Raw genomic sequence first — 19,951 nt, 5'->3', positions numbered from 1 at the left:
CGGCTATACAGAAGGGGTGAGCGATCCCCATCGGTGGCAGCCCGGCCGGCCGGACGAGCCCGGACCGTACCCGCATCAGGGTCTGAGCCCCTGGCTCGAGGAGCGGCTCTTCGACCAGCGGATCGTGATGGTGCGCGGGCGGATCACCCAGCCGGCCGCGACCCAGGCCGCGGCCGCGCTGTTCAGCCTCGACTCGGCCGGCGACGCGCCGGTGCAGATCCACCTGGCCGCGCCGGACGGCGAGCTGGCGGCCGCGTTCGCGGTGGTCGACGCGATGGACGCGATGCGCTCGCCGGTGCACGTGGTGGTCACGTCCGAGGCGGGCGGCGCCGCGCTCGCGCTGCTGGCCGCGGCGCAGCGCCGGCTGGGCTACCGGCACGCGCGGATCAAGCTCTCCGAGCCGCACGCGACGGCCACCTCCGGCACCACCGAGCAGGTCACCGCGGCGGCCGGTCAATACCTCCGTGAGCTGGAGGAACTCGCCGTGCGGCTGGCCGAGGCGACCGGGCAGACCCGGCACCGGATCGAGGACGACCTGAGCGCCGGGCGGATGCTGACCGCGGCGGAGGCGCGCGACTACGGCCTGCTGCACGAGATCGTCGGCAAACCCTGACCCATAACTGGGTACGGTACGGGCGATGACGCCTCTCGGAAACATCCTCGCCTTCGACCTCGGCACGTCCTCGGTGCGTGCGCTGGTGCTGGACGCCCACGCCGTGCCGGTGCCGGGCGCGCTCGCCCGCCGCAAGCAGTCGCCCACGGTGGACGACGACGGTGCCGCCACGCTCGACGCCCAGGCCTACCTCGCCGCGCTGATCGAGTGCGTCGACGAGCTGCACGCCGCCGGCCGGCTGGACGGCGTCACGCACGTCGCGGCCAGCGCGCAGTGGCACTCGATCCTCCCGCTGGACGCCGCGGGCAAGCCGCTCGGCCCGGTGCTGGCCTGGCTGGACACCCGCCCACGCGCGCCCGAGACCGCGACCGGGCCGGCCGACGAGGCCGCGTTCCACCACCGGACCGGCGCCTGGTGGCACCCGCTCTACTGGACCGTGCGCATCCCGTGGCTGCGCGAGCGGTCCGGCACCGCGCCGGCCGCGTTCACCGGCCTGGGCGAGTACGTCTGGTCCGCGCTGCTCGGCGAGGGGCCGATCTCCGTCTCCCAGGCCTCCGGCGCCGGCGTGCTGGACCTGAGCGCGCAGACCTGGGACGCGGAGGCGCTGTCGCTGGCCGGCGCGCGCGAGAAGGAGCTGCCCACGCTGGCCGGGCCGGGCTGGCGCGGGCGGCTGCGCGCGGAGTACGCCGGCCGCTGGCCCGCGCTGGCGAAGGCGGAGTGGGCCGCGCCGTACGGGGACGGCGCCGCGTCCAATGTCGGCTCCGGCGCCGGCGACGCGTCCCGGGCGGCGATCACGGTGGGCACGTCCGCGGCCGTGCGGGTGGCGCAGGAGGTGCCGGCCGGCGCGCCGATGCCGCCGCTGCCGTCCCAGCTGTGGCGGTACCGGCTGGACCACACGCGGATCGTGACCGGCCGCGCGTACTCCGGCGGCGGCAACCTCTTCGCCTGGGCGCAGCGCGCGCTGCTGCTGCCCGAGGGCGACGCGCTGGACGCGGCGCTCGACGAGATCGTCCCGGGCCGGGTCGGCGTCTGGGCCGACCCGCGGTTCGGCGGCGACCGGCCGCCGGGCATGACGCCGCCCGGCGAGGGCCGGCTCGGCGGGCTCGGGCTGACCACCACCGGGCCGCAGATCCTGGCCGCGCTGATGGACGGCGTCTGCGCACAGATCGCTACTGACCTGGCCGTTCTTGAGTCCACTGTCGGCCGTGCGGTCGACGTGCGGCTGGGCGGCGGCGCGGTCGCGGCGTCCGCGTGGTGGCGGCGCGCGTTCGCGTCCGCGCTGGCGCCGCGCCGGGTGGAGGCGGTGGAGAACCCGGAGGTCGGTGCCGTCGGCGCGGCGATGATCCTGCTGGCGGATCACCCGAACGGATGATGGCCCATCGGCGACTTCGTCACCGGCGCGTCGGCCACACTGGCGGTCGCAGATAACCGTCCGAGCACGCGTATTGGGATTCCCGCCCTCACCTGCTTGGATGTGATCATCTTCGGTGTTCACCCCCCTCACACCGGAGAACCTCAGGAGGTGTGGTGGCTGCTGCCACGGGTGCGTCGCGTCGATCGGCGTCCCCTTCAGACCGGCGCCGCCGCGGTTCCCGCTTTGGTGGGTCGCGGCTGCGTGTCGAGGACTGGCCGATCCGGACCAAGATCGTGGCGGTGCTCATCATTCCCTCGGTGGCGTTCCTGCTGGTTGCCGCCGTGCAGGTCACCGACTCCGTGCGCCGGAGCATGGACCTGGCCCAGTACGCGCGGGAGGCGCGGCTGGCCCCGCAGATCACCGCCGTGATCGAGGACCTGCAGTCCGAGCGCGACCGGACCATCGGCGAGGTGAACCCGCAGAAGGACCTGTCCGCCGTGTTCCGCCGCCCGTCGCTGGTGCAGGCCGCGATGGCGGAGTACTACGCCGCCACCGACGCGTCCGTCGCGGCGCTGCGCGCGGCCGGCGGCGAAGTGAACGGCACCTCCGCCTGGCAGGCGTCGTACACGGACACGATGGGCGCGGTCGAGGCGACGGCCCGGCTGCGCACCTCGCTCGCCGACGCCATGGCCGACTCGACCGTCGACTTCCCCGGCTACATCAAGACCGTCGACGACTCGTACACCCGCGCGATCACCTCGCTGATCGCGCTGCTCGGCGCGCCGACCGCCGGCTCCGACCGGCCCGAGCTCGGCGTCGCGCTGCAACGTCAGCTGGAGATGGCCGAGATCAAGGAGATCCTGGCCCGGCAGCGCGCGATCATCTTCCGGGCCGCGAAGCCCGCGGAGGGCAAGGCGGCCGGATACGCCGAGGGCGACCTCGACGAGTACAGCGCGCTCCGCGGCGAGCTGGTCGACGCGGTCCGCGAGCTGCGCGTGGCGGGGACGCCGGAGCAGATCGCGGCGTACGAGGCGACCACCCGCGACCAGGCCGCGCTGGACTACACGCGGCTGGAGTCCATCACGCTGAACTCCAGCGGTGAGTTCCCGGCCGCGGACGACTGGTGGACCGCCAGCGAGCGGCGCCAGGCCGTGGTGGGCGCGGTGGAGGACGAGATCGTCCGGGACGGCATCGCCGCGGTCGACGAGGCGTCCGGCGCGCAGACCCGCAGCACCGTGATCAGCGCGGCCGCGATCCTGGTCATCCTGCTTGCCGCGATCACCGCGTCGCTGGCCATCGGCACGTCCATCGTCCGGCCGCTGAAGCGCCTCCGCGAGCAGGCGCTCAAGGTCGCCCAGACCGAGCTGCCCGAGACGCTGGAACGGCTCCGATCGGTCCAACGTGGTATTCCGGACATCTCGGTCGGTGACTCGCAGATCCGGGGCCGCGACGAGATCGGCGAGGTGGCCCGCGCGTTCGTCGCGGTCCACCGCAGCGCCGTCGACGTCGCGCGCGAGCAGGCGTCCATGCGGCGCAACGTCAACGCCATGTTCGTCAACCTCGCCCGCCGCAGCCAGGTGCTGGTCGAGCGCCAGCTGGAACTGCTCGACGAGCTGGAGCGCGAGGAGAGCGACCCGGACCAGCTGACCAACCTGTTCAAGCTGGACCACCTCGCCGCCCGCATGCGCCGCAACGACGAGAACCTGCTGGTCCTAGCCGGTTCCGACAACGCCCGCCGGTGGCGGGACCCGGTGGCCCTCTCCGCGGTCGTGCTCGCCTCCACCGCGGAGATCGAGGACTACACCCGGGTACGGCACGACGCGCCCGACGGCGTGCACGTGATGGGCCACGCGGTCGCGGACGTCGTGCACCTGCTCGCCGAGCTGCTCGACAACGCCGCCGCGTTCAGCCCGCCCAGCACGGTCGTGCGCCTCTCCGGCCGGCTCGCCGCGGACGGCACCGTCGTGCTGGAGGTGGTCGACGACGGCCTCGGCATGACGCCCGGCACCGTGCAGGAGCTCAACCAGCTGCTCGCCGAGCCGCCCGCGGTCGACGTGGCCGCGTCCGAGCGGATGGGCCTCTTCGTGGTCAGCCACCTCGCGGCCCGGCACGGCATCCGGGTGAGCCTGCGCTCCGGCGAGCGCGGCGTGGTCGCCACCGTGTGGCTGCCGCCGTCCGTGCTCACCGAGGCGCCCGCGGAGGGCGCGCTGCGCGGCCCGTCCACCCAGGTCCCGGCGTTGCAGGCGAGCGCGCCGATGGCGCTGCCCGCGTCCGGCGCCGCGCCCGCGCTGCCCGCGGTCTACACGGCACCGGGCGGGCCGCCGGTCATGCCCGGCCCGCGTGAACTGGTGCCGTCCGGTTTCGAGGCGGCCGGCGTGGTGTCCGGGACCGTGATGCCGGCCGCGCCGGTCTCCGCGGTGCCGTCCACCGGCTACCGGTCCGCCGCCGCGGCGCAGCTGCCGCCGCGGCCCCCGGTCGACCTGCGGCTGAACCAGCCACCGGCACCGCGCGCGATCCGCCCGTCGCCGCGACCGGCCGGTGGACAGCCCCGGCCGGAGATCGCCACCTTCTTCGACTCGGCCGGGACCGGGCCGCTGCCGCTGGTGCCGAAGCAGCGCACCGGGGGCACCATCCCGGCGGTGCCGACGCCGCCGGGTCCGGCGCCCACCGAGGCGGTACGGACCACCGGCGCGGTCTACGGCTCGGCCGCGGCCGGCGTCGTGGCGCGGCCGGAGCTCACGCCGTACCCCGCGGAGCCCACGTTCGCCCCGGCGGGACCGGAGGAGTCCGGCGGATACCCGGTGTACGGTTCCCGCGCCGCCGCCGATCCGCCCGCCCCCGGGCCGTCCGACTCGGGCGCGTTCGCGATGCCGTCCGCGTACGACGCGTTCAGCGGGCGCCGCGCGGCCGAGTCCAGCGGGGAGTACCCGGTGGCCGCGGCGCCGCGACCGGCCCGGCCGATCCGCGCCGAGGACGTGCTCGGCGCGGCCAGCGGTGCGTCCGGTGGCGGCACCTGGTGGAACCGGTCCGGCGCCGGCAAGCCGACCGGCGGCACCACCGCCCTGGACCGCGCGCCGGCCGCCCCGGCAGCGCCGGTCACCGGCGGCACCAACTCGGCCGGCCTTCCCATGCGGGTCCCGATGGCCCAGCTCCCCGACGGTCAGGGCACACCCGCCCCGGCCGGGCGCGCGCCCGAACGCAAGGTCGCGGAGCTGGATCCGGAGGCGACCGGAACGACGCTCAGCAGGTTCTACAGCGGCATCCGCGCCGCTGAGACCGAGGAAACAGAGAACACCGGGTCGCACACGGCGATCCGGTGGGAGGGAGACAGTCAATGACCGTGCTGAGCCAGGAGGCGCGCGACCTGAGCTGGCTGGTCGACGCGTTCGCCCAGCGGGTCCCCGGTGTCGCCCACGCGATCGTGGTCTCCTCCGACGGCCTGCTTCTCGCCGTGTCCGACGGGCTGCCCCGCGACCACGCGGACAAGCTGGCCGCGGTCACGTCCGGCCTGTACAGCATCACGCAAGGCGCGGCCACCATGTTCGACGGTGACATCGTCAAGCAGACCGTGGTCGAGATGGGCCGCGGCTTCCTGCTGGTGATGAGCATCCGCGACGGTTCGATCCTCGCCACGCTGGCGGTCCGCGAGGCGGACATCGGCGTGGTCGGCTACGAGATGGCGCGGCTGGCCAAGCAGACCGGCGAGATGCTCACGCCGGCGCTGCGCGCGGAGCTCCAGGGCTCCCTGCCGTTCTGAGTCACCGCACGGTGCCGCCGCCGGTGCGTGCTCCGGCGGCGGCGGCCGTCACGGCGCCAGCGCGCGCAGCGCGGCGGTGAGCCGCAGCGCGGACGCCGGATCGTCGGCGCCGCGCGCCACCCGGGTCGGGCGGCCGGCCCGGAACGCGGTGACCGGTGCGTCCGGCGGCGCGTCGATCAGCCGGACGATCGGCGGGAGCGCCCGCGGGACCGGCGTGGCGAACAGCCGGGACGCCACGTCCACCAGCACCTTCGTCGGCCCGTCGAAGGCGCGGGACAGCCCGGTGTCGACCATCGTCGGGTTGTAGAGCACATATCGGGTACGGGCCGAGGGGTGCTCGATCGGGAACGCCGTGCCCAGCAGGTCGTTGGCGTAGGCGCCGCGCAGCGTGGTGTCGAGCGCGCGGAAGCGACCGCGCCGCGACTGGAGGTCGTCCCAGCGCGGCGGGCGCCCGGCGCCGCTCCCGCACAGGCTGAGGATCACCGGCGAGGGCGCCCGCTCCAGCGCCGGTAGCAGCGCCTCCACCAGCAGGAACCGGCTCAGCACGTAGAGCGCGAACGTGTACTCCAGGCCGGCCGCCGTCTCCGCCCGCACCGGGCTGTACCGGAACGCGGACATGACCAGCGCGTCGATGCGCTCGGGCAGCGCGCCGGCCAGCCCGCGGACCGTCTCCGCCTCGGTCAGGTCGGCCCGGATCGTGTCGTCGCCGGGCACGGCGGTGCTGCCGATCGCGATGACCCGGTCGCCGCGTGCCCGGTAGTGCTCGACGAGTCCCTGACCGATGCCGTGCGTGCCGCCGGTGACCACGATCGTCCGCATAGGATATTTCTAGTGGCTCCGCACGGCCGGCGGAAACCCCGTTGCCCGCATTCGTACGATGCCGGTATGTCGCCTGAAGCGGTCAACGCGCCCTCGCTCGCCACGCCACCGGGTTACAGCCACGCCATGCGCGCCGGTGGGCTGCTGTTCGTGTCCGGCCAGGTGCCGTTCGACGAGGACGGCGCGGTGGTCGGCGTGGGCGACATGCGCGCGCAGGCCGAGCGGACGTTCCACAACCTCGGGGTGGTGCTGGCCGCGGCCGGCGCGTCCTTCGCCGACCTGGTGAAGCTCACCTACTTCGTGCGCGACGTGTCCGCGGTGGCGGACGTGCGGGCCGCGCGCGACCTGTTCGTGGACGTGGCGAACCCGCCGGCCAGCTCGCTGGTCGAGGTGTCCGGGCTGATCCACCCGGACCTGCTGATCGAGATCGAGGCGGTGGCGGAGCTGCAACACACCTAGACCACCAGGTCGTCGACGATCTCGATCATGTCGGAGGCGACGTCCGGCGTCACGTCGCCGTCGTCGGCCAGGCGCTCCAGGCGTTCCTGGAGGTCGGCGGCGCCCTCGGAGAGCGCCTCCGGGTCGTCGAGGTCGCGGCGCAGGTCTGCCAGGTCGTCGAAGAGTCGGCTGCCGGCGCGCGCGTTGATGTCGCGGCTGACCAGGCCCTGCGCCAGCGCGGCGTCGAGCCGGTTGAGGATCGTGCCCGCCGCGACGACCTCGTCGTCCGGGGACGGGGACGGGGACGGGCTGGGGGAGCGGTCCGGTGTGGTCGCCGACGTGGCGGGGGCGGCGGCGGGCGCCGCGGGGTCGCCGATCCCGGCGGCGTCCGGGCCGCGGCGGGTGTCCGCGCCGAACAGCGGTGCGGCCAGCGTGACCAGCGCGACGCCGCCGGCGATCAGCACGGCGGCCAGCACGCCGATGCCGCCCGGCCCGCGGAGCCGGCCGGACCAGGACCGCCCCGCCGGCACGGCCGGCCGGCGGGCCGGCGCGGGCACGTCGAGGGACGTGTGCGCGGCGGCGGCCGGGACCGCAGCGGCACCGGGCGCGAACCGGCCGGCCGTCCCCGGGCGTCCCGGCGACTGGCCGGCACCGATGCCCGGCCCCGGCGACACGGGGCCGGCGGGAACCGTGCCGGGCGGCACCGGAGCGGGGGAGACCGGGGCCGGATCGTCCGCACCGGCGGCGTACCGGCCGAAGATCCTGGCGATGACCGAGGCCGCCGGCCGGGCCGCCGGATCGCGGGACAGGCACGCCAGGCAGGCCGCGGCCAGCGACTCCGGCACGCCCGGGGGCAGCGGCGCCGGCGTGGCCGCGCCCGACCGGTGGACCGCCGCCGCCTCCTCCCACGTCGTGATCGCCAGCGGCGGCTCGCCGGTCAGCGCCTGGTAGAGCGTGGCGCCCACCGCGTACACGTCCGCCGGTGGTCCGGCCTCGCCGCGCAGCAGCAGCTCGGGTGCCGCGTACGGCGGCGTCCCGGCCAGCCAGCCGTCCAGGATCTCGGTGCCGCCGGGCCGGTGGCCGGCGAACGAGCCGGTGGCGTGCTGCGGGTCCGCGGTGACCAGCGTGGCGATGCCGAAGTCCAGCACCTTGGCCGCGCCGGACGGCGTGAGCATCACGTTGGCCGGCTTGATGTCGCGGTGCACCACGCCGAGCCGGTGCGCGTCGGCCAGCGCGGCGGAGATCTCCGCGGCCATCCGCGCGGCGGCCCGCCACGGCATCGGCGGCCCGGTGAGCAGCCGGTCCGCGAGCGTGGAGCCCTCGACCAGCTCCATCACGATGTACGGCAGCACGGCCGTACCGGTGGAGAACTCGCCGTAGTCGTACACGTGCATGGCATGGGGGTGGGTCATCCGGGCGGCGGCGCGGGCCTCGCGGCGGATCGCGGCGCGCAGCAGCGGGTCCTCGGCCGCGGTGCCGGAGAGGATCTTCACGGCGACCGCGCGGCCGAGCGTCTCGTCGGCCGCGCGCCAGACCTCGGACATGCCGCCGAGGCCGATCCGGCCGTCGAGCACGTAGCGGCCGTTGAGGCGGGTTCCGGCGGCGGGCTCGGGCATGAGGCCAAGTGTCCGTCGCGCGCGCAACCCCACCAAACCAGCAAAGGAACAAATAAGGGGTACGCCGCGCACGGCGTACCCCCGAATGGTTCTTAGAGCAAATTGTCCGAGATGACGCGGCGGTACCAGGTGGCGCTGCGCTTGAGAATCCGGCGCTGGGTGGGGTAGTCCACGTAGACCAGCCCCCACCGCTGGTCGTACCCGGCCTCCCACTCGAAGTTGTCCATCAGCGACCACACGTGGTAGCTCTCCAGCGGAACCCCGTCCTGGATCGCGCGGTGCGCCTCGGCCAGGTGGTCACGGAGGAAGCTGACCCGGGCCGCGTCGTCCACCGAGCCGTCCACGCCGATCACGTCCGGGCACGGCAGCCCGTTCTCCGTCACGGTGATCGACGCGGGCGCGTAGTCGCGGCTCACCCGGGTGAGGATGTCGTACATGCCGCGCGGGTAGACCTGCTGCCAGGCGGCCTCGGTGGTCGGCCACTTCTGCACGGTGCCGCCGTCGGTGGTCACGTAGATCGGCGTGTAGTACTGGACCGCCAGGATGTCGGTCGGCTGCGAGATGATCGCGAGGTCGCCGTCCCGGATGGCCTGGGCCAGCGGCGACGACGGCCCCTGGTCGGCCAGCACGTCCTCCGGGTAGTACCCCTTGAACATCGGGTCGAGGTAGAGCCGGTTCTCGTACCCGTCGTAGAGCCGCACCCGCTCGAGCGTGGCCGGGTCGTCGTCCGCGGCGTAGCACGGGTGCAGGTTGAGCGCGCCGCCGATCCGGGACGCGGAGCCGGTCGCGCGCAGCGCCTGCACGCCCAGGCCGTGCGCGAGCGCGAGGTGGTGCGCGACCCGGTACGCCACCGGCTCGTCGCGGATGCCGGGCGCGTGGTGGCCGATGATGTAGCCGTTCTGCACCACGGTCTTCGGCTCGTTGATGGTCAGCCAGGCGGGTACGGTGTCGCCCAGCGCGCCGAAGACCGCGGCCGCGTACTCCGCGAAGCGGTAGGCGGTGTCCCGGTTCTCCCAGCCGCCGTCGTCCTGCAGCGCCTGCGGGGTGTCCCAGTGGTAGAGCGTCGCCATCGGGCTGATGCCGCGCTCGAGCAGCCCGTCCACGAGCCGCCGGTAGAAGTCGAGCCCACGCTGGTTGATCGTGCCGCGGCCGTCCGGCTGCACGCGCGGCCAGGAGATCGAGAATCGGTACGACTTCAGCCCCAGGCCCCGGATCAGGTCGAGATCCTCGGCGTACCGGGTGTAGTGGTCCGCGGCGACGTCGCCGGTGTCGCCGTTGGCCACGCGGCCCGGCGTGTGCGCGAAGGTGTCCCACACGGACGGTCCGCGGCCGTCGTCCCGCGCCGCGCCCTCGATCTGGTACGCGGACGTCGCGGCGCCCCAGCCGAAGCCCTCCGGGAAGCGCAGGCCGAGCCGCGCCTCCGGGTCGGGGCCGGGCTCGACCGGCACGGCCGGCAACGCGGCGGCCGGGACCGGTGAGTCCGTTGACGGTTCCTCGGTCAGCGCGGCTAACGAGGCTGACGAGGCCCGTCGGGTCGGTACGGACATGCTGGTGATCCCCTCTGGGAGGTGCCCCATCCACCGTGCGTGGGAGCGCTCCCGAGGCTATCGCAGGACCTTGGCGGATGGGTACGGGAAGGTCGGATGATGATCGATCTCACCGCCGGGGGCGGCGGCGGTGAACAGGCAAGGGGCGCGACCGAAGAGACCGCCCGTCCGGCGGCGTCGCTGCCGAGGCCCGTGAAATCTTTGTGACACGGGGCGCTGCATGATGCGCCCGGGTACTAGTGTGGGGACGGGGAGGGCAACCCCCGTCCCCACTCGAACCTCAAAGAGCGGGGTTCAGAGAACGCACGCACCCTCGGAATGGCCTCCTCGTGTGCGTGTCGCGCGGGAGCCGGGCCACGCGAGTGGCTGGTGGTTCCCACCTCCTTTCGACCGGGTCGATGGGATGGCTGGTGGCGGAGTCCGGGCTGGCCCGCCGCCAGCCCCACGGCTGTTGCGGTCTGCTACGACCGGTGAGGGTGTAGCACTTTCCCTCAATGACTGTCGATGGAAGCGCTCCCATCGACGTTGATTGGGACTGTAGTCCGCGTCACGCCATTGTGAAAGACCCAAAACGCGCCGGAAACCTCGTGGACACCTTTACGTGCTGGTCAACGGGCTGATTTCCATGGATCGACGTCCGTCACTTGCTACGGGAGCGCTCCCATGCGAGACTTGCGGACATCGCGTGACGGGAGCCACACAACCCCACGCTTGACGGGTCGCCGAGGGCCCCGGATCTCTTCCGGTGCGGCCGCCCAGTGCGCATCCCCACCTTTCTCGGCGTCGGCATGTCCGATCCACGCGCGCGGCTCCACCCGTGCGACGGCATGACGCCCGGTCCGCGAGGAGACATCAGCAGATGAGAATTCGGCCCAGCAGGAGACGGCTGGCGATGACCGCCGCCGGCGTGCTGGTCGCAGGCGGGATGGTGACCGTGCCGGTCAGCATGGCCTACGCCGCGACCGCCTGTGACGTCGTCTACACCACCAACGACTGGAACAACGGCTTCACCGCCAGCGTGACGCTCAAGAACCTCGGCGACCCGGTGAGCAGCTGGAACCTCGGCTGGGCCTTCCCGGGCAACCAGCAGGTCACCAACGGCTGGTCCGCGAAGTACAGCCAGACCGGCCAGAACGTCACCGCGTCCAACGAGGCCTGGAACGGCAGCCTCGCCACCGGCGCGTCCATCACGCTCGGATTCAACGCCAGCTACACCGGGACGAACGCGAAGCCGACGGCGTTCACGCTCAACGGCACCACCTGTGCCGGTGCCGCCAACGCGGCACCCAGCATCTCGCTCACCAGCCCGGCCGACGGCGCCACCTTCACCGCGCCGGCGAACGTCGAGCTGGCCGCCTCCGCCGACGACGCGGACGGCTCGATCGCCAAGGTCGAGTTCTACCGCAACGGCCTGCTGATCAACACGGACACCACGGCGCCGTACGGCTACTCCACCACCGGTCTCCCGGCCGGCGAGTACACGGTGCAGGCCAAGGCGTACGACAACGCCGGCCTGACCACCACGGACGAGCACGCGTTCACGGTCACCGGCACGTCCGCGACCAGCGTCGTCACGCCCGCCACGCTCCAGGTCGCGGAGGGCGGCAGCTCCGCGCTCAGCGTCAAGCTCAGCGCGGCGCCCACGTCCAACGTGACCGTCTCGCTGGCCAAGACCGGCGACGCGGACGTCACGCTCGGCGCCACCAGCGCCACGCTCACGCCGTCCAACTGGACCACCGGCGTCAACGTGCCGATCACCGCGGCCGAGGACACCGACACCACGAACGGCACCGCCACGGTCACCGTGTCCGCCCCCGGCCACACGTCCTCCGTCACCACGGTCACCGAGACCGACAACGACGGCGACACCAACCCCGAGGGCGCGTACGGCGAGGAGTTCCTGGAGCTCTACAACAAGATCAAGGCTCCGGCGAACGGGTACTTCAGCCCCGAGGGCGTGCCGTACCACTCCGTCGAGACGCTGCTGGTCGAGGCGCCGGACCACGGTCACGAGACCACGTCCGAGGCGTTCAGCTACTGGCTGTTCCTGGAGGCGCAGTACGGCCGCGTCACCGAGAACTGGGCGCCGTTCAACCAGGCGTGGCAGATCATGGACCAGTACATCATCCCGGACGAGACGCAGAGCAACTACAACCCGGCGGACCCGGCGGACTACGCGCCCGAGGCGGACCTGCCGAGCCAGTACCCGGCCGTCGGCGGCAAGCTCGACCCGTCCGTCAAGGTCGGCGCGGACCCGCTGGCCGCCGAGCTCCAGGCGTCCTACGGCACCACCAGCGTGTACGGCATGCACTGGCTGATCGACGTGGACAACGTCTACGGCTTCGGCCGGTGCGGCGACGGCACCACCCGCCCGGCGTACATCAACACGTACCAGCGCGGCCCGCAGGAGTCGGTCTTCGAGACCGTGCCGCACCCGTCCTGCGAGACGTTCAACTTCGGGCGTGAGGGCAACGGCGGCTTCCTGCCGATCTTCATCGGTGACTCGTCGTACGCGCAGCAGTGGCGCTACACCAACGCGCCCGACGCCGACGCCCGCGCGGTCCAGGCCGCCTACTGGGCGCTGAAGTGGGCCAAGGAGCAGGGCAACCAGTCGCAGATCTCCGGCACCATCGCGAACGCCGCCAAGATGGGCGACTACCTGCGCTACGCCATGTACGACAAGTACTTCAAGACCCCGAACTGCGGCTCCCCGTCCTGCCCGGCCGGGACCGGCAAGGACAGCGCGTCGTACCTGCTCTCCTGGTACTACGCGTGGGGCGGCTCGCAGGGCACGGCCAACGGCAGTTGGTCGTGGCGGATCGGCTCCAGCCACAACCACGGCGGCTACCAGAACCCGTTCGCGGCCTGGGTGCTGTCCACCGTCCCCGAGCTGACCCCGAAGTCGGCCAGTGCCAAGAACGACTGGGCCACCTCGCTGACCCGGCAGATCGACTTCTACACCTGGCTGCAGTCCGCCGAGGGCGGCATCGCCGGCGGCGCGACCAACAGTTGGAAGGGCAACTACAGCGCCCGCCCGTCCGGCGTGCCGACGTTCTACGGCATGGTCTACGACGAGAAGCCGGTCTACCACGACCCGCCGTCGAACCAGTGGTTCGGCTTCCAGGCGTGGAGCATGGAGCGCGTCGCCGAGTACTACCACGAGTCCGGGGACGCGCGCGCCAAGGCCGTGCTGGACAAGTGGGTCGCCTGGGCGATCGCCAACACCACGGTCAGCGGCTCCACCTACCAGGTCCCGTCCACGCTGAGCTGGTCCGGCCAGCCCGGCGGCAACTGGCAGGCCGGCACCACCAGCGTCAACAACAGCGGCCTGCACGTCAGCGTCGTCGACTACACGCAGGACGTCGGCGTGGCCGGCGCCTACGCCCGGACACTGGTTTACTACGGTGCCAAGTCCGGCAACACGCAGGCGCAGACCACCGCCAAGGCCCTGCTCGACGCGCTGCTGACGCACAAGGACGACCTGGGCATCTCGGTGCCGGAGACCAAGGCCGACTACAACCGGTTCGACGACGTCTACAACGCCTCCACCGGGCAGGGCCTGTTCATCCCGTCCGGCTACCAGGGCACCATGCCCAACGGCGACGTCATCGCACCCGGCAAGTCCTTCCTGGACATCCGGTCCTTCCTCCGCGACGACCCCGACTTCCCCAAGGTCGAGGCGTACCTGAACGGCGGACCGGCGCCGGTCTTCACGTACCACCGCTTCTGGGCCCAGGTCGACATCGCCCTGGCCCTGGCCGACTACGACCGCCTGCTCGGTTAACCGGCCTGCCCGGGCCCTTCCCACGAGGGCCCGGGCCACCTATAGAGCGGCGCCGTCGCCCGCACGTCGGCGCCGCACGGCCTGATTCCCACGATCAGGCCGGCCCGTGGTGGGCCGGGTGCCGTCAGGCCAACGCCGGTTCCCGGCCCACCACCCCTCCCACGTCCGGGCGGGCGGCACCACGGTGCCGCTCGCCCGGTTCCATGTCTCTCCTCCCGCTTCCGGCGTGGTCGCGATCCGCATGCTCGGAGCGGGCACCGGCCCCGCCTCGGGTCCAGCCCTCCCCAGCACGCGCCGATCGTTTCGCCGCACGCCAGGGGTTCGGCGTGTTGCCGCGCTCCCGGGCCGGCTCGGGTCTCGTGGATGTCCGGAGATCGCCGCTCCGCATGTCACCCTCACCTCATGCGTGCGGCCTGTGGTCGCGGTCTCGTGCCGGATCGGGATTTCATGAGTGTCGGGCGATTGGGGGCGCCGGCTCGGGTGGTCATGAGTCTCGGGGATCGGGCGGCGCTGCGCGCCCGACATTTCGGCATGTCGCGGGCGAGAGTTGATCGTCCACTGTGCCTGAGCCTCACACAGTGGCGAAGCGGGCGTGGAGCCGGCGGCACCGACCGAGATATGGGGAAATATCGGTCAGGCGGCTTCGGGTTCGCCGAGGGCCTTGCGGACGGCGGCCAGGAGATTGTTCTCGAAGATCTCCACCTGCCCGTCGTACAGGCCGATCTGGTAGTCGGGGTCGTTCGCCCGCGTGTCGTCCGGGTTACCGGCCAGACCGTCCGCGCGGCCGTCGGCGTACGCGGTCAGGGCATCGTCCATGGGTTGATCGGGTGCGGTCACGGGCGTGACTCTGGCAGGCCGCGTTATCGCAGCACACCGCCCGTTCGGGCAGCCGCCCTGTCGGCGTTCCGTCACCACGTGCCGGGAATGCTCATCTCCGGCCGGGCGGGATCGGTGAGTGGGGCGGTGATTCGAAGGGTTGCCCGCGGTGACCGCGAACGGCGTGCCGTCCGGCAGCGCGACGATCGCTGCCCGGGCCCGGGATCTGGGCGCGGTCCGGCCGATGCCGCGTGGCGCCGCCGGCGTCCGAGCTGACCGGCGATCGCCTCGGTGCCGCACCTGCGCGGGATCTTCGCGGCGGCGGGTCAGGCGGAGCGGGTGCGGTAGCAGCGCCAGGAGTAGGCGTCGTGGCGGTCGGTGAAAGCGGCGTAGGCGCCGGTGCCGTGGCGCCAGGAGCAGAGCGCGTGCATGTCGACCAGGTCGTGGAAGCCGTGGCCGCGGCATTCCCAGTTGTCGGTGGCGGGGTCGGTGCCGGAGCGGAGTCGGGCCTCGGAGGCGCCGAACTCCTGCCAGCAGTACAGGCGGATGGTGGCCTGGAGTTCGCCGCCGCTGACCGGGCCGAGCAGGGCCGTGGTGGTTCGCGGGCCGGGGGCGGTGTTCGTGGCGCGGCCGGGCGCCGGCGATGCCGGCCGCGGTGTGCCGGCGGAGGTGCGGGACCGGGTGGGGGAGGGGACCGGCGTCGGGGAGCCGGGCTCGGCGGAGGGCGTCGGTGCGGCCGTGGGGGTGGCGTCCGGGCCGGCCGCCGCGGCGGTGGCCGCGGCGAGGCCGGCGAGGACGGAGGCCGACGACGCGGGGGCGCCGGCCTTCCAGGACGGGGCGAGTCTGCTGGTGAACGGCAGCGAGCACAGCGCCACGGCCACGGCCAGCACGATGGCCACGATGATCCACGCGTAGTCGCGGAGATACCGGCGGAGCCCACCGGTCGCGCGATGCGACCCGGTCACCATGTCCGCTGCCCGATCGTCTGCTGGTACCCCATGCTGACTCAACGACCCGGCAGCCCTCGCGGCATCCGGATGATCCACATCCTTTTCCGGTGACATGGGCGCCTGGCGCGCTCTGCCCTCACCCGGCGTCCCCTCGCCACCCGCCGCGCCCGGCCCGGCCGCTATTCGCCCGGCGCCACCCGCATCCCGATCCGCGGCTCGCCCACCACCGGCGGCGACAGCGGGGGTCACGGGGTTGGCGGCGGCCGGGTCTCCGGGCGCCGCCGACGCGGCGCCGGCCTGGCGCGGCGGCAGCGGACGGCCGGTAGCCGCCGCATGCTTGCGTGCCTCCTCCAGCGGGTCGGTGCCGTTCGCGGCCGCCAGCGCCGCGATGACCAGCGGAATCTCGACGGTGGATCCGGCCCAGTCCGGCGCGATCTCCCCCTGCCCGGAGCCGGTCGGCGCCTCGGCCGATCCGGCCGGCGCCGCCGCGTCCGCGGAGTTCGGCGCGCCGCCGATCGCCGGAGCGGGAGAATCGCCGAGCGCTGACCGGGGCGTGGTGCTCGCCGCCCAGGCCGGCCGGTCGCCGGCGGCGGCAGAGTCGCCGGTACGCGAGTCGCCGGGTCCCGATGGGGGCGTGGTGCGCGCCGGCCGGTCGCCAACGGTTGCAGAGTCGCCGGTACGCGAGTCGCCGAGGGCCGGAGCGGGCGTGGTGCTCGCCGACCGGGGCGGCCGGTCGCCAACGCGTGCCGAGTCGCCGGTACGCGAGTCGCCGGGTGTTGAGGGTGGCGAATCGGGAGTGGGCGTGCGGCGTACCGATGGCGGGGGTTGATCTTTGGCTGCCGGGGTGGCGGGCGCGTCTGGGCGGGGGTCGGGCTCCTCGGCCACGCGGCCGGCCTCCTCGCGAGCGGGGACGTGGGTTTCGAGCTGCGGGTGGGGCCCGCAGTCCGACCACAATAGCCACCGCGGCGGCGAGGGTGAGTCGGCAGGACCGGCGGAGATGCCGTTCGATGCGAGGAGGGGTGAAACCGCAGCTAGGCGGCGGTGGAGTAGGCCAGGGCGCAGGCGGCGTGGGCCCAGCGCATGCGGCCGGCGGAGGTCTCCGGGTGGTCGCCGTACTCCTGGGCGACCAGGGCCGCGACGCCATTCTCACCGTGCCGGGCGACCGTGGCGCGGACGGCGTCACGAATGAGTTCGGCGGTGGGGCGCTGCGAGCGCTGCAGGTGGGAGGCGAAGAGGGCCTCGACCTGGACGGGCTGGACGGCCATGGCGAGCTCCTTTCGAGCGGGTCGGGTGCATTCCAGGGAACCCCCGCTGGGGTACGTCGCGGGAGCGCCTCGGTTGCACGCAGGTTGCACACCTTAAGCCGATATTTCGGACCAAGGGGATATCTTGGGGTAAGTCAGTGACAATGGCGGGTGTGGGTGACGTGCTGCGAGCCGTGGTGATCGAGGACGAGGAGGACCTCCTCGACCTGCTCCGCCAGCATCTCGGCCGGAACGGCTGCGCGGTGTCCGGGTACGGGACGGCCGAGGAGGGCGTCGCGGCGGCGCGCGCGAACCCGCCCGACCTGATCGTGGTGGACGTCATGCTGCCCGACCTGGACGGCCGGGAGGTGATCCGGCGCTTGTCCAAGGACCCGCGCACCGGGCACTGCCCGATCGTGGTCTGCTCGGTGCTGGACGCCGACGACCTGAACGACCTGCCGACGGCCGCGATCCTGGCCAAGCCGTTCGGGAAGGCCGACGTGGCCGAGCTGATGCGGCGGCTCGCGCTGCCGCGCGCGGAGGTGGAGGGGAATTGACCGCCGTACTCATTGCCGATGACGATGCCGACATCCGGGATCTGGTCGCGTTCAAGCTGGAGCAGGTCGGCTACGACGTGATCGCGGTCGAGGACGGGCAGTCCGCCCTGGAGGCCGCACGCCGCAACCAGCCCGCGCTCGCGGTGCTGGACGTCTCCATGCCCGGCCTCTCCGGCATCGACGTGTGCCGCATGCTGCGGGCGGACGAGAGCACGCAGGGCATGCTGATCGTGATGCTCACCGCGCGCGTGCAGGAGCAGGACATCGAGGGCGGGTTCGGGGCCGGGGCCGACGACTACGTGACCAAGCCGTTCAGCCCTCGCGAACTGGTCTCCCGGATCCAGTCGCTGCTCACCCGCTCCCGGGCCTGACGCCGGCACATGTCGTCGCAGGCGCCGGCGCGGAGCGCGGCCGGCAGCGTCGGGGCGCTGCTGACCCGCACGTTCGCGGTGCTGGTGGCGCTGATCGTGATGTCCGGCGCGGCCGGGATCGCGGCCACCGAGGTGCAGGTGCGGTCCGTGCGCGAGTTGGACGACCACGTGGTGCCGATGCGGCTGGTCAACGCGGAGCTGCGCGGCGTGATGACGGATGGGCAACGCGCGCTGCGCGGCTACCTGCTCACCGCGGACGCCCGGTTCCTGGAGGCGTACGAGGCGGCGGTGCGGGACTATCCGGCCGTCGCCACGCGCCTGGAGGACATGGTGCTGACCTCGGCCGAGAACACCGCGGTCACGGTGCAGCTGGATCGGGCGGAGGCGTGGTGGGCGCTGGCCGCGCAGCAGCGGCTCGCCCCGCCGCGCAGCGACCAGGCCGTGGAGTACGCGGAGCACGGCAAGAACCTCTTCGACGCGTACCTGGCCGAGAACCGGGCGCTGGACGCGACCATGGCGGCCCGCGCGGCGCGGCTCGGCGCGCGGGCGGAGCGGTTGCGCCGGACCACGGTGGGCGCGCTCGTCTCGGTGACCGTCCTGGCCACGGTGCTGGCCGTGGCCGGCGGCGCCTGGACCCGGCGGCGGATCACCCGCCCGCTGGGCCGGCTCGTCACCGTGCTCGGCGAACTGGGCGAGGGCCGGTTCGACGCGCGCGTGCCCACCCGGGACGGCCCGGCCGAGGTCCGCGCGGTCGGGGAGGCGGTGAACCTGCTGGCCGCCGAGATCGAGCGGACCCGCCACGCCGACCGGGAACTCAGCCGGCTGCGGCTCGCGGCCCGCCGGGTCGGCACCGCGGTGCGCAGCCATCTCAGCGAGGGCGAGGTGCTGGCCGAGGCCGGGCGCGGGCTCGGCGAGATGCTGGACGCGGAGCACGTGGTGATCCGGCTGGCCGGCGGCACCACGACGACCTGGTGCGCGCCGGGCGCCACCGGGCCGTGCGCGCCGCTGGCCGAGGCGGACGCGGGCTGGCTGCTCGGCTCCGCGGCGCAGGGCGCGGTCTGGGTGTCCGAGGACGTGCGGGCCGGGACCGACCCGGGCGTGCCGGAGCCGGAGCGGCGCGGCTTCCGCGAGGCGCGCGCGTCCGGCGTGGTGTCGATCGTGTTCGGCAACGGTACGGAGAGCCTGGGCGTGCTGACGATGATGCGCGCCGGGGACGGGCGGCCGTGGGACCCGGTGGAGATCCGGATGGCCGAGTCGGTCGCCGCGGACCTCGGCCACGGCCTGCACCAGGCGCGGCTCTACGAGACCGAGCAGGAGCTGGTGTCCCGGCTGAAGGAGATCGACGACGTCAAGACCGACTTCATGTCGACCGTCTCGCACGAGCTGCGCACGCCACTGACCAGCATCGCCGGGTACGTGGAGATGCTGCAGGACGAGGACGCCGGGCCGCTCAACACGAACCAGGCGAAGATGCTCGGCGTCATCGCGCGCAACACGTCCCGGTTGCGCGGCCTGATCGAGGACCTGCTCATCCTCTCCCGGATCGAGGCGGGTACGTTCCGGGCGAGCCGTGGCGCGGTCGACCTGACCGGCCTGATCTCCGGCGCGTACGCGGCGATCGGGCCCGCGGCGGACAAGTCCGGCGTGTCGCTCTCCGTCAGCGCCGAGGACGACCTGGGCATCGTGGCGGACCGGGACCAGATCGACCGGGTGCTGTCGAACCTGCTCTCCAACGCGGTCAAGTTCACGCCGTCCGGCGGCGCGGTGACGCTCACCGCGCGCCGCGACGGGGACGAGGTGCAGATCGAGGTCGCGGACACCGGCATGGGCATCCCGGCCGGCGAGCAGGACCGGCTGTTCACCCGCTTCTTCCGCGCGTCGAACGCGAACCACCTGGCCGTGCCCGGCACCGGGCTGGGCCTGACGATCGTGCGCACGATCGTGCGCAACCACGGCGGCACGATCACCGCGGTCTCCGAGGAGAACGTGGGTACGACCGTCACGGTCCGGCTGCCGGCCGGCGAACCCGCCGCGACGGGGTCCGCGCCGGCCCCCTCGGCGTGAGGGGACCGGCGCGGCCGGGGG

16 protein-coding genes are annotated in these 19,951 nt (G+C 73.4%); 10 read left to right on the top strand and 6 right to left on the bottom strand.

Features of this window, described 5'->3' with window-relative positions; translation table 11 throughout:
* Nucleotides 1–16 precede the first annotated feature (16 nt).
* The 4 genes from J2S41_RS23105 to J2S41_RS23090 all read left to right on the top strand — a co-directional run bounded on the left by J2S41_RS23105 (nucleotide 17) and on the right by J2S41_RS23090 (nucleotide 5,724).
* Nucleotides 17–613: an ATP-dependent Clp protease proteolytic subunit gene (locus tag J2S41_RS23105; protein ID WP_310370398.1), complete on the top strand. Its 597-nt coding sequence runs from the start codon at nucleotides 17–19 to the stop codon at nucleotides 611–613.
* Between the two features lie 25 nt (nucleotides 614–638).
* On the top strand, nucleotides 639–1,985 hold the full coding sequence (locus tag J2S41_RS23100; RefSeq protein ID WP_310370396.1) for an FGGY family carbohydrate kinase: 1,347 nt from the start codon (nucleotides 639–641) through the stop codon (nucleotides 1,983–1,985).
* A 281-nt stretch (nucleotides 1,986–2,266) separates the two neighbouring features.
* Complete coding sequence (locus tag J2S41_RS23095) at nucleotides 2,267–5,305, top strand: sensor histidine kinase (RefSeq protein WP_310370394.1); 3,039 nt, start codon at nucleotides 2,267–2,269, stop codon at nucleotides 5,303–5,305.
* Nucleotides 5,302–5,724 carry a roadblock/LC7 domain-containing protein gene (locus J2S41_RS23090; RefSeq protein ID WP_445343930.1) on the top strand — a complete coding sequence of 141 codons (423 nt, stop codon included), beginning with the start codon at nucleotides 5,302–5,304 and terminating at the stop codon, nucleotides 5,722–5,724. The genes J2S41_RS23095 and J2S41_RS23090 overlap by 4 nt, the downstream gene beginning before the upstream one ends.
* 48 nt (nucleotides 5,725–5,772) lie before the next feature.
* On the opposite strand, the gene J2S41_RS23085 is transcribed toward J2S41_RS23090, so the two are convergent.
* Nucleotides 5,773–6,543: a Rossmann-fold NAD(P)-binding domain-containing protein gene (locus tag J2S41_RS23085; RefSeq protein WP_310370392.1), complete on the bottom strand. Its 771-nt coding sequence runs from the start codon at nucleotides 6,541–6,543 to the stop codon at nucleotides 5,773–5,775.
* Between the two features lie 66 nt (nucleotides 6,544–6,609).
* On the opposite strand from J2S41_RS23085, the gene J2S41_RS23080 reads away from it, so the two are divergent.
* Nucleotides 6,610–7,002 (top strand): RidA family protein, encoded by a 393-nt coding sequence (locus tag J2S41_RS23080; protein WP_310370389.1) that lies wholly within the window; start codon nucleotides 6,610–6,612, stop codon nucleotides 7,000–7,002.
* Here the strand turns inward: J2S41_RS23080 and J2S41_RS23075 are convergent.
* Complete coding sequence (locus tag J2S41_RS23075) at nucleotides 6,999–8,597, bottom strand: protein kinase domain-containing protein (RefSeq protein WP_310370387.1); 1,599 nt, start codon at nucleotides 8,595–8,597, stop codon at nucleotides 6,999–7,001. The genes J2S41_RS23080 and J2S41_RS23075 overlap by 4 nt on opposite strands.
* 92 nt (nucleotides 8,598–8,689) lie before the next feature.
* Complete coding sequence (locus tag J2S41_RS23070; RefSeq protein ID WP_310370385.1) at nucleotides 8,690–10,144, bottom strand: GH1 family beta-glucosidase; 1,455 nt, start codon at nucleotides 10,142–10,144, stop codon at nucleotides 8,690–8,692.
* Between the two features lie 859 nt (nucleotides 10,145–11,003).
* Here J2S41_RS23070 and J2S41_RS23065 point away from each other — a divergent pair.
* On the top strand, nucleotides 11,004–13,928 hold the full coding sequence (locus J2S41_RS23065; protein WP_310370383.1) for a glycoside hydrolase family 48 protein: 2,925 nt from the start codon (nucleotides 11,004–11,006) through the stop codon (nucleotides 13,926–13,928).
* A gap of 633 nt (nucleotides 13,929–14,561) precedes the next feature.
* On the opposite strand, the gene J2S41_RS23060 is transcribed toward J2S41_RS23065, so the two are convergent.
* Both J2S41_RS23060 and J2S41_RS23055 read right to left on the bottom strand, forming a co-directional pair.
* Entirely contained in the window at nucleotides 14,562–14,744 is a 183-nt protein-coding gene (locus J2S41_RS23060; protein ID WP_310370381.1) for a hypothetical protein, read from the bottom strand.
* Between the two features lie 326 nt (nucleotides 14,745–15,070).
* A complete protein-coding gene (locus J2S41_RS23055; protein ID WP_310370380.1) occupies nucleotides 15,071–15,712 on the bottom strand; it encodes a hypothetical protein in 642 nt (213 codons plus the stop codon).
* Between the two features lie 319 nt (nucleotides 15,713–16,031).
* On the opposite strand from J2S41_RS23055, the gene J2S41_RS23050 reads away from it, so the two are divergent.
* The gene (locus tag J2S41_RS23050) at nucleotides 16,032–16,523 is read left to right on the top strand and encodes a hypothetical protein (RefSeq protein ID WP_310370378.1); all 492 of its coding nucleotides are present in this window, start codon (nucleotides 16,032–16,034) and stop codon (nucleotides 16,521–16,523) included.
* Nucleotides 16,524–16,725: 202 nt separating this feature from the next.
* On the opposite strand, the gene J2S41_RS23045 is transcribed toward J2S41_RS23050, so the two are convergent.
* On the bottom strand, nucleotides 16,726–16,959 hold the full coding sequence (locus tag J2S41_RS23045; protein ID WP_310370376.1) for a hypothetical protein: 234 nt from the start codon (nucleotides 16,957–16,959) through the stop codon (nucleotides 16,726–16,728).
* A gap of 152 nt (nucleotides 16,960–17,111) precedes the next feature.
* Here J2S41_RS23045 and J2S41_RS23040 point away from each other — a divergent pair, with 152 nt between their 5' ends.
* From J2S41_RS23040 to J2S41_RS23030, 3 genes are read left to right on the top strand one after another with little or no spacing between them, the layout of a single operon-like run.
* Nucleotides 17,112–17,495: a response regulator transcription factor gene (locus tag J2S41_RS23040; RefSeq protein WP_310370373.1), complete on the top strand. Its 384-nt coding sequence runs from the start codon at nucleotides 17,112–17,114 to the stop codon at nucleotides 17,493–17,495.
* The gene (locus tag J2S41_RS23035) at nucleotides 17,492–17,866 is read left to right on the top strand and encodes a response regulator transcription factor (RefSeq protein ID WP_310370371.1); all 375 of its coding nucleotides are present in this window, start codon (nucleotides 17,492–17,494) and stop codon (nucleotides 17,864–17,866) included. The genes J2S41_RS23040 and J2S41_RS23035 overlap by 4 nt, the downstream gene beginning before the upstream one ends.
* Before the next feature lie 9 nt (nucleotides 17,867–17,875).
* A complete protein-coding gene (locus J2S41_RS23030; protein ID WP_310370369.1) occupies nucleotides 17,876–19,930 on the top strand; it encodes an ATP-binding protein in 2,055 nt (684 codons plus the stop codon).
* Nucleotides 19,931–19,951 lie beyond the last annotated feature (21 nt).

Source organism: Catenuloplanes atrovinosus, from assembly GCF_031458235.1.
In the GTDB taxonomy this organism is placed as follows: domain Bacteria; phylum Actinomycetota; class Actinomycetes; order Mycobacteriales; family Micromonosporaceae; genus Catenuloplanes; species Catenuloplanes atrovinosus.
Note: the sequence above shows the minus strand (reverse complement) of the source record. Positions and strands in the feature narration are given on the sequence as shown.

Coding starts and splice junctions, on each gene's coding strand:
- J2S41_RS23075 (WP_310370387.1), bottom strand. CDS start 8,597: ATGCCCGAGCCCGCCGCCGGAACCCGCCTCAACGGCCGCTACGTGCTC.
- J2S41_RS23070 (WP_310370385.1), bottom strand. CDS start 10,144: ATGTCCGTACCGACCCGACGGGCCTCGTCAGCCTCGTTAGCCGCGCTG.
- J2S41_RS23030 (WP_310370369.1), top strand. CDS start 17,876: ATGTCGTCGCAGGCGCCGGCGCGGAGCGCGGCCGGCAGCGTCGGGGCG.
- J2S41_RS23090 (WP_445343930.1), top strand. CDS start 5,302: ATGACCGTGCTGAGCCAGGAGGCGCGCGACCTGAGCTGGCTGGTCGAC.
- J2S41_RS23080 (WP_310370389.1), top strand. CDS start 6,610: ATGTCGCCTGAAGCGGTCAACGCGCCCTCGCTCGCCACGCCACCGGGT.
- J2S41_RS23085 (WP_310370392.1), bottom strand. CDS start 6,543: ATGCGGACGATCGTGGTCACCGGCGGCACGCACGGCATCGGTCAGGGA.
- J2S41_RS23100 (WP_310370396.1), top strand. CDS start 639: ATGACGCCTCTCGGAAACATCCTCGCCTTCGACCTCGGCACGTCCTCG.
- J2S41_RS23060 (WP_310370381.1), bottom strand. CDS start 14,744: ATGGACGATGCCCTGACCGCGTACGCCGACGGCCGCGCGGACGGTCTG.
- J2S41_RS23045 (WP_310370376.1), bottom strand. CDS start 16,959: ATGGCCGTCCAGCCCGTCCAGGTCGAGGCCCTCTTCGCCTCCCACCTG.
- J2S41_RS23065 (WP_310370383.1), top strand. CDS start 11,004: ATGAGAATTCGGCCCAGCAGGAGACGGCTGGCGATGACCGCCGCCGGC.
- J2S41_RS23055 (WP_310370380.1), bottom strand. CDS start 15,712: ATGGTGACCGGGTCGCATCGCGCGACCGGTGGGCTCCGCCGGTATCTC.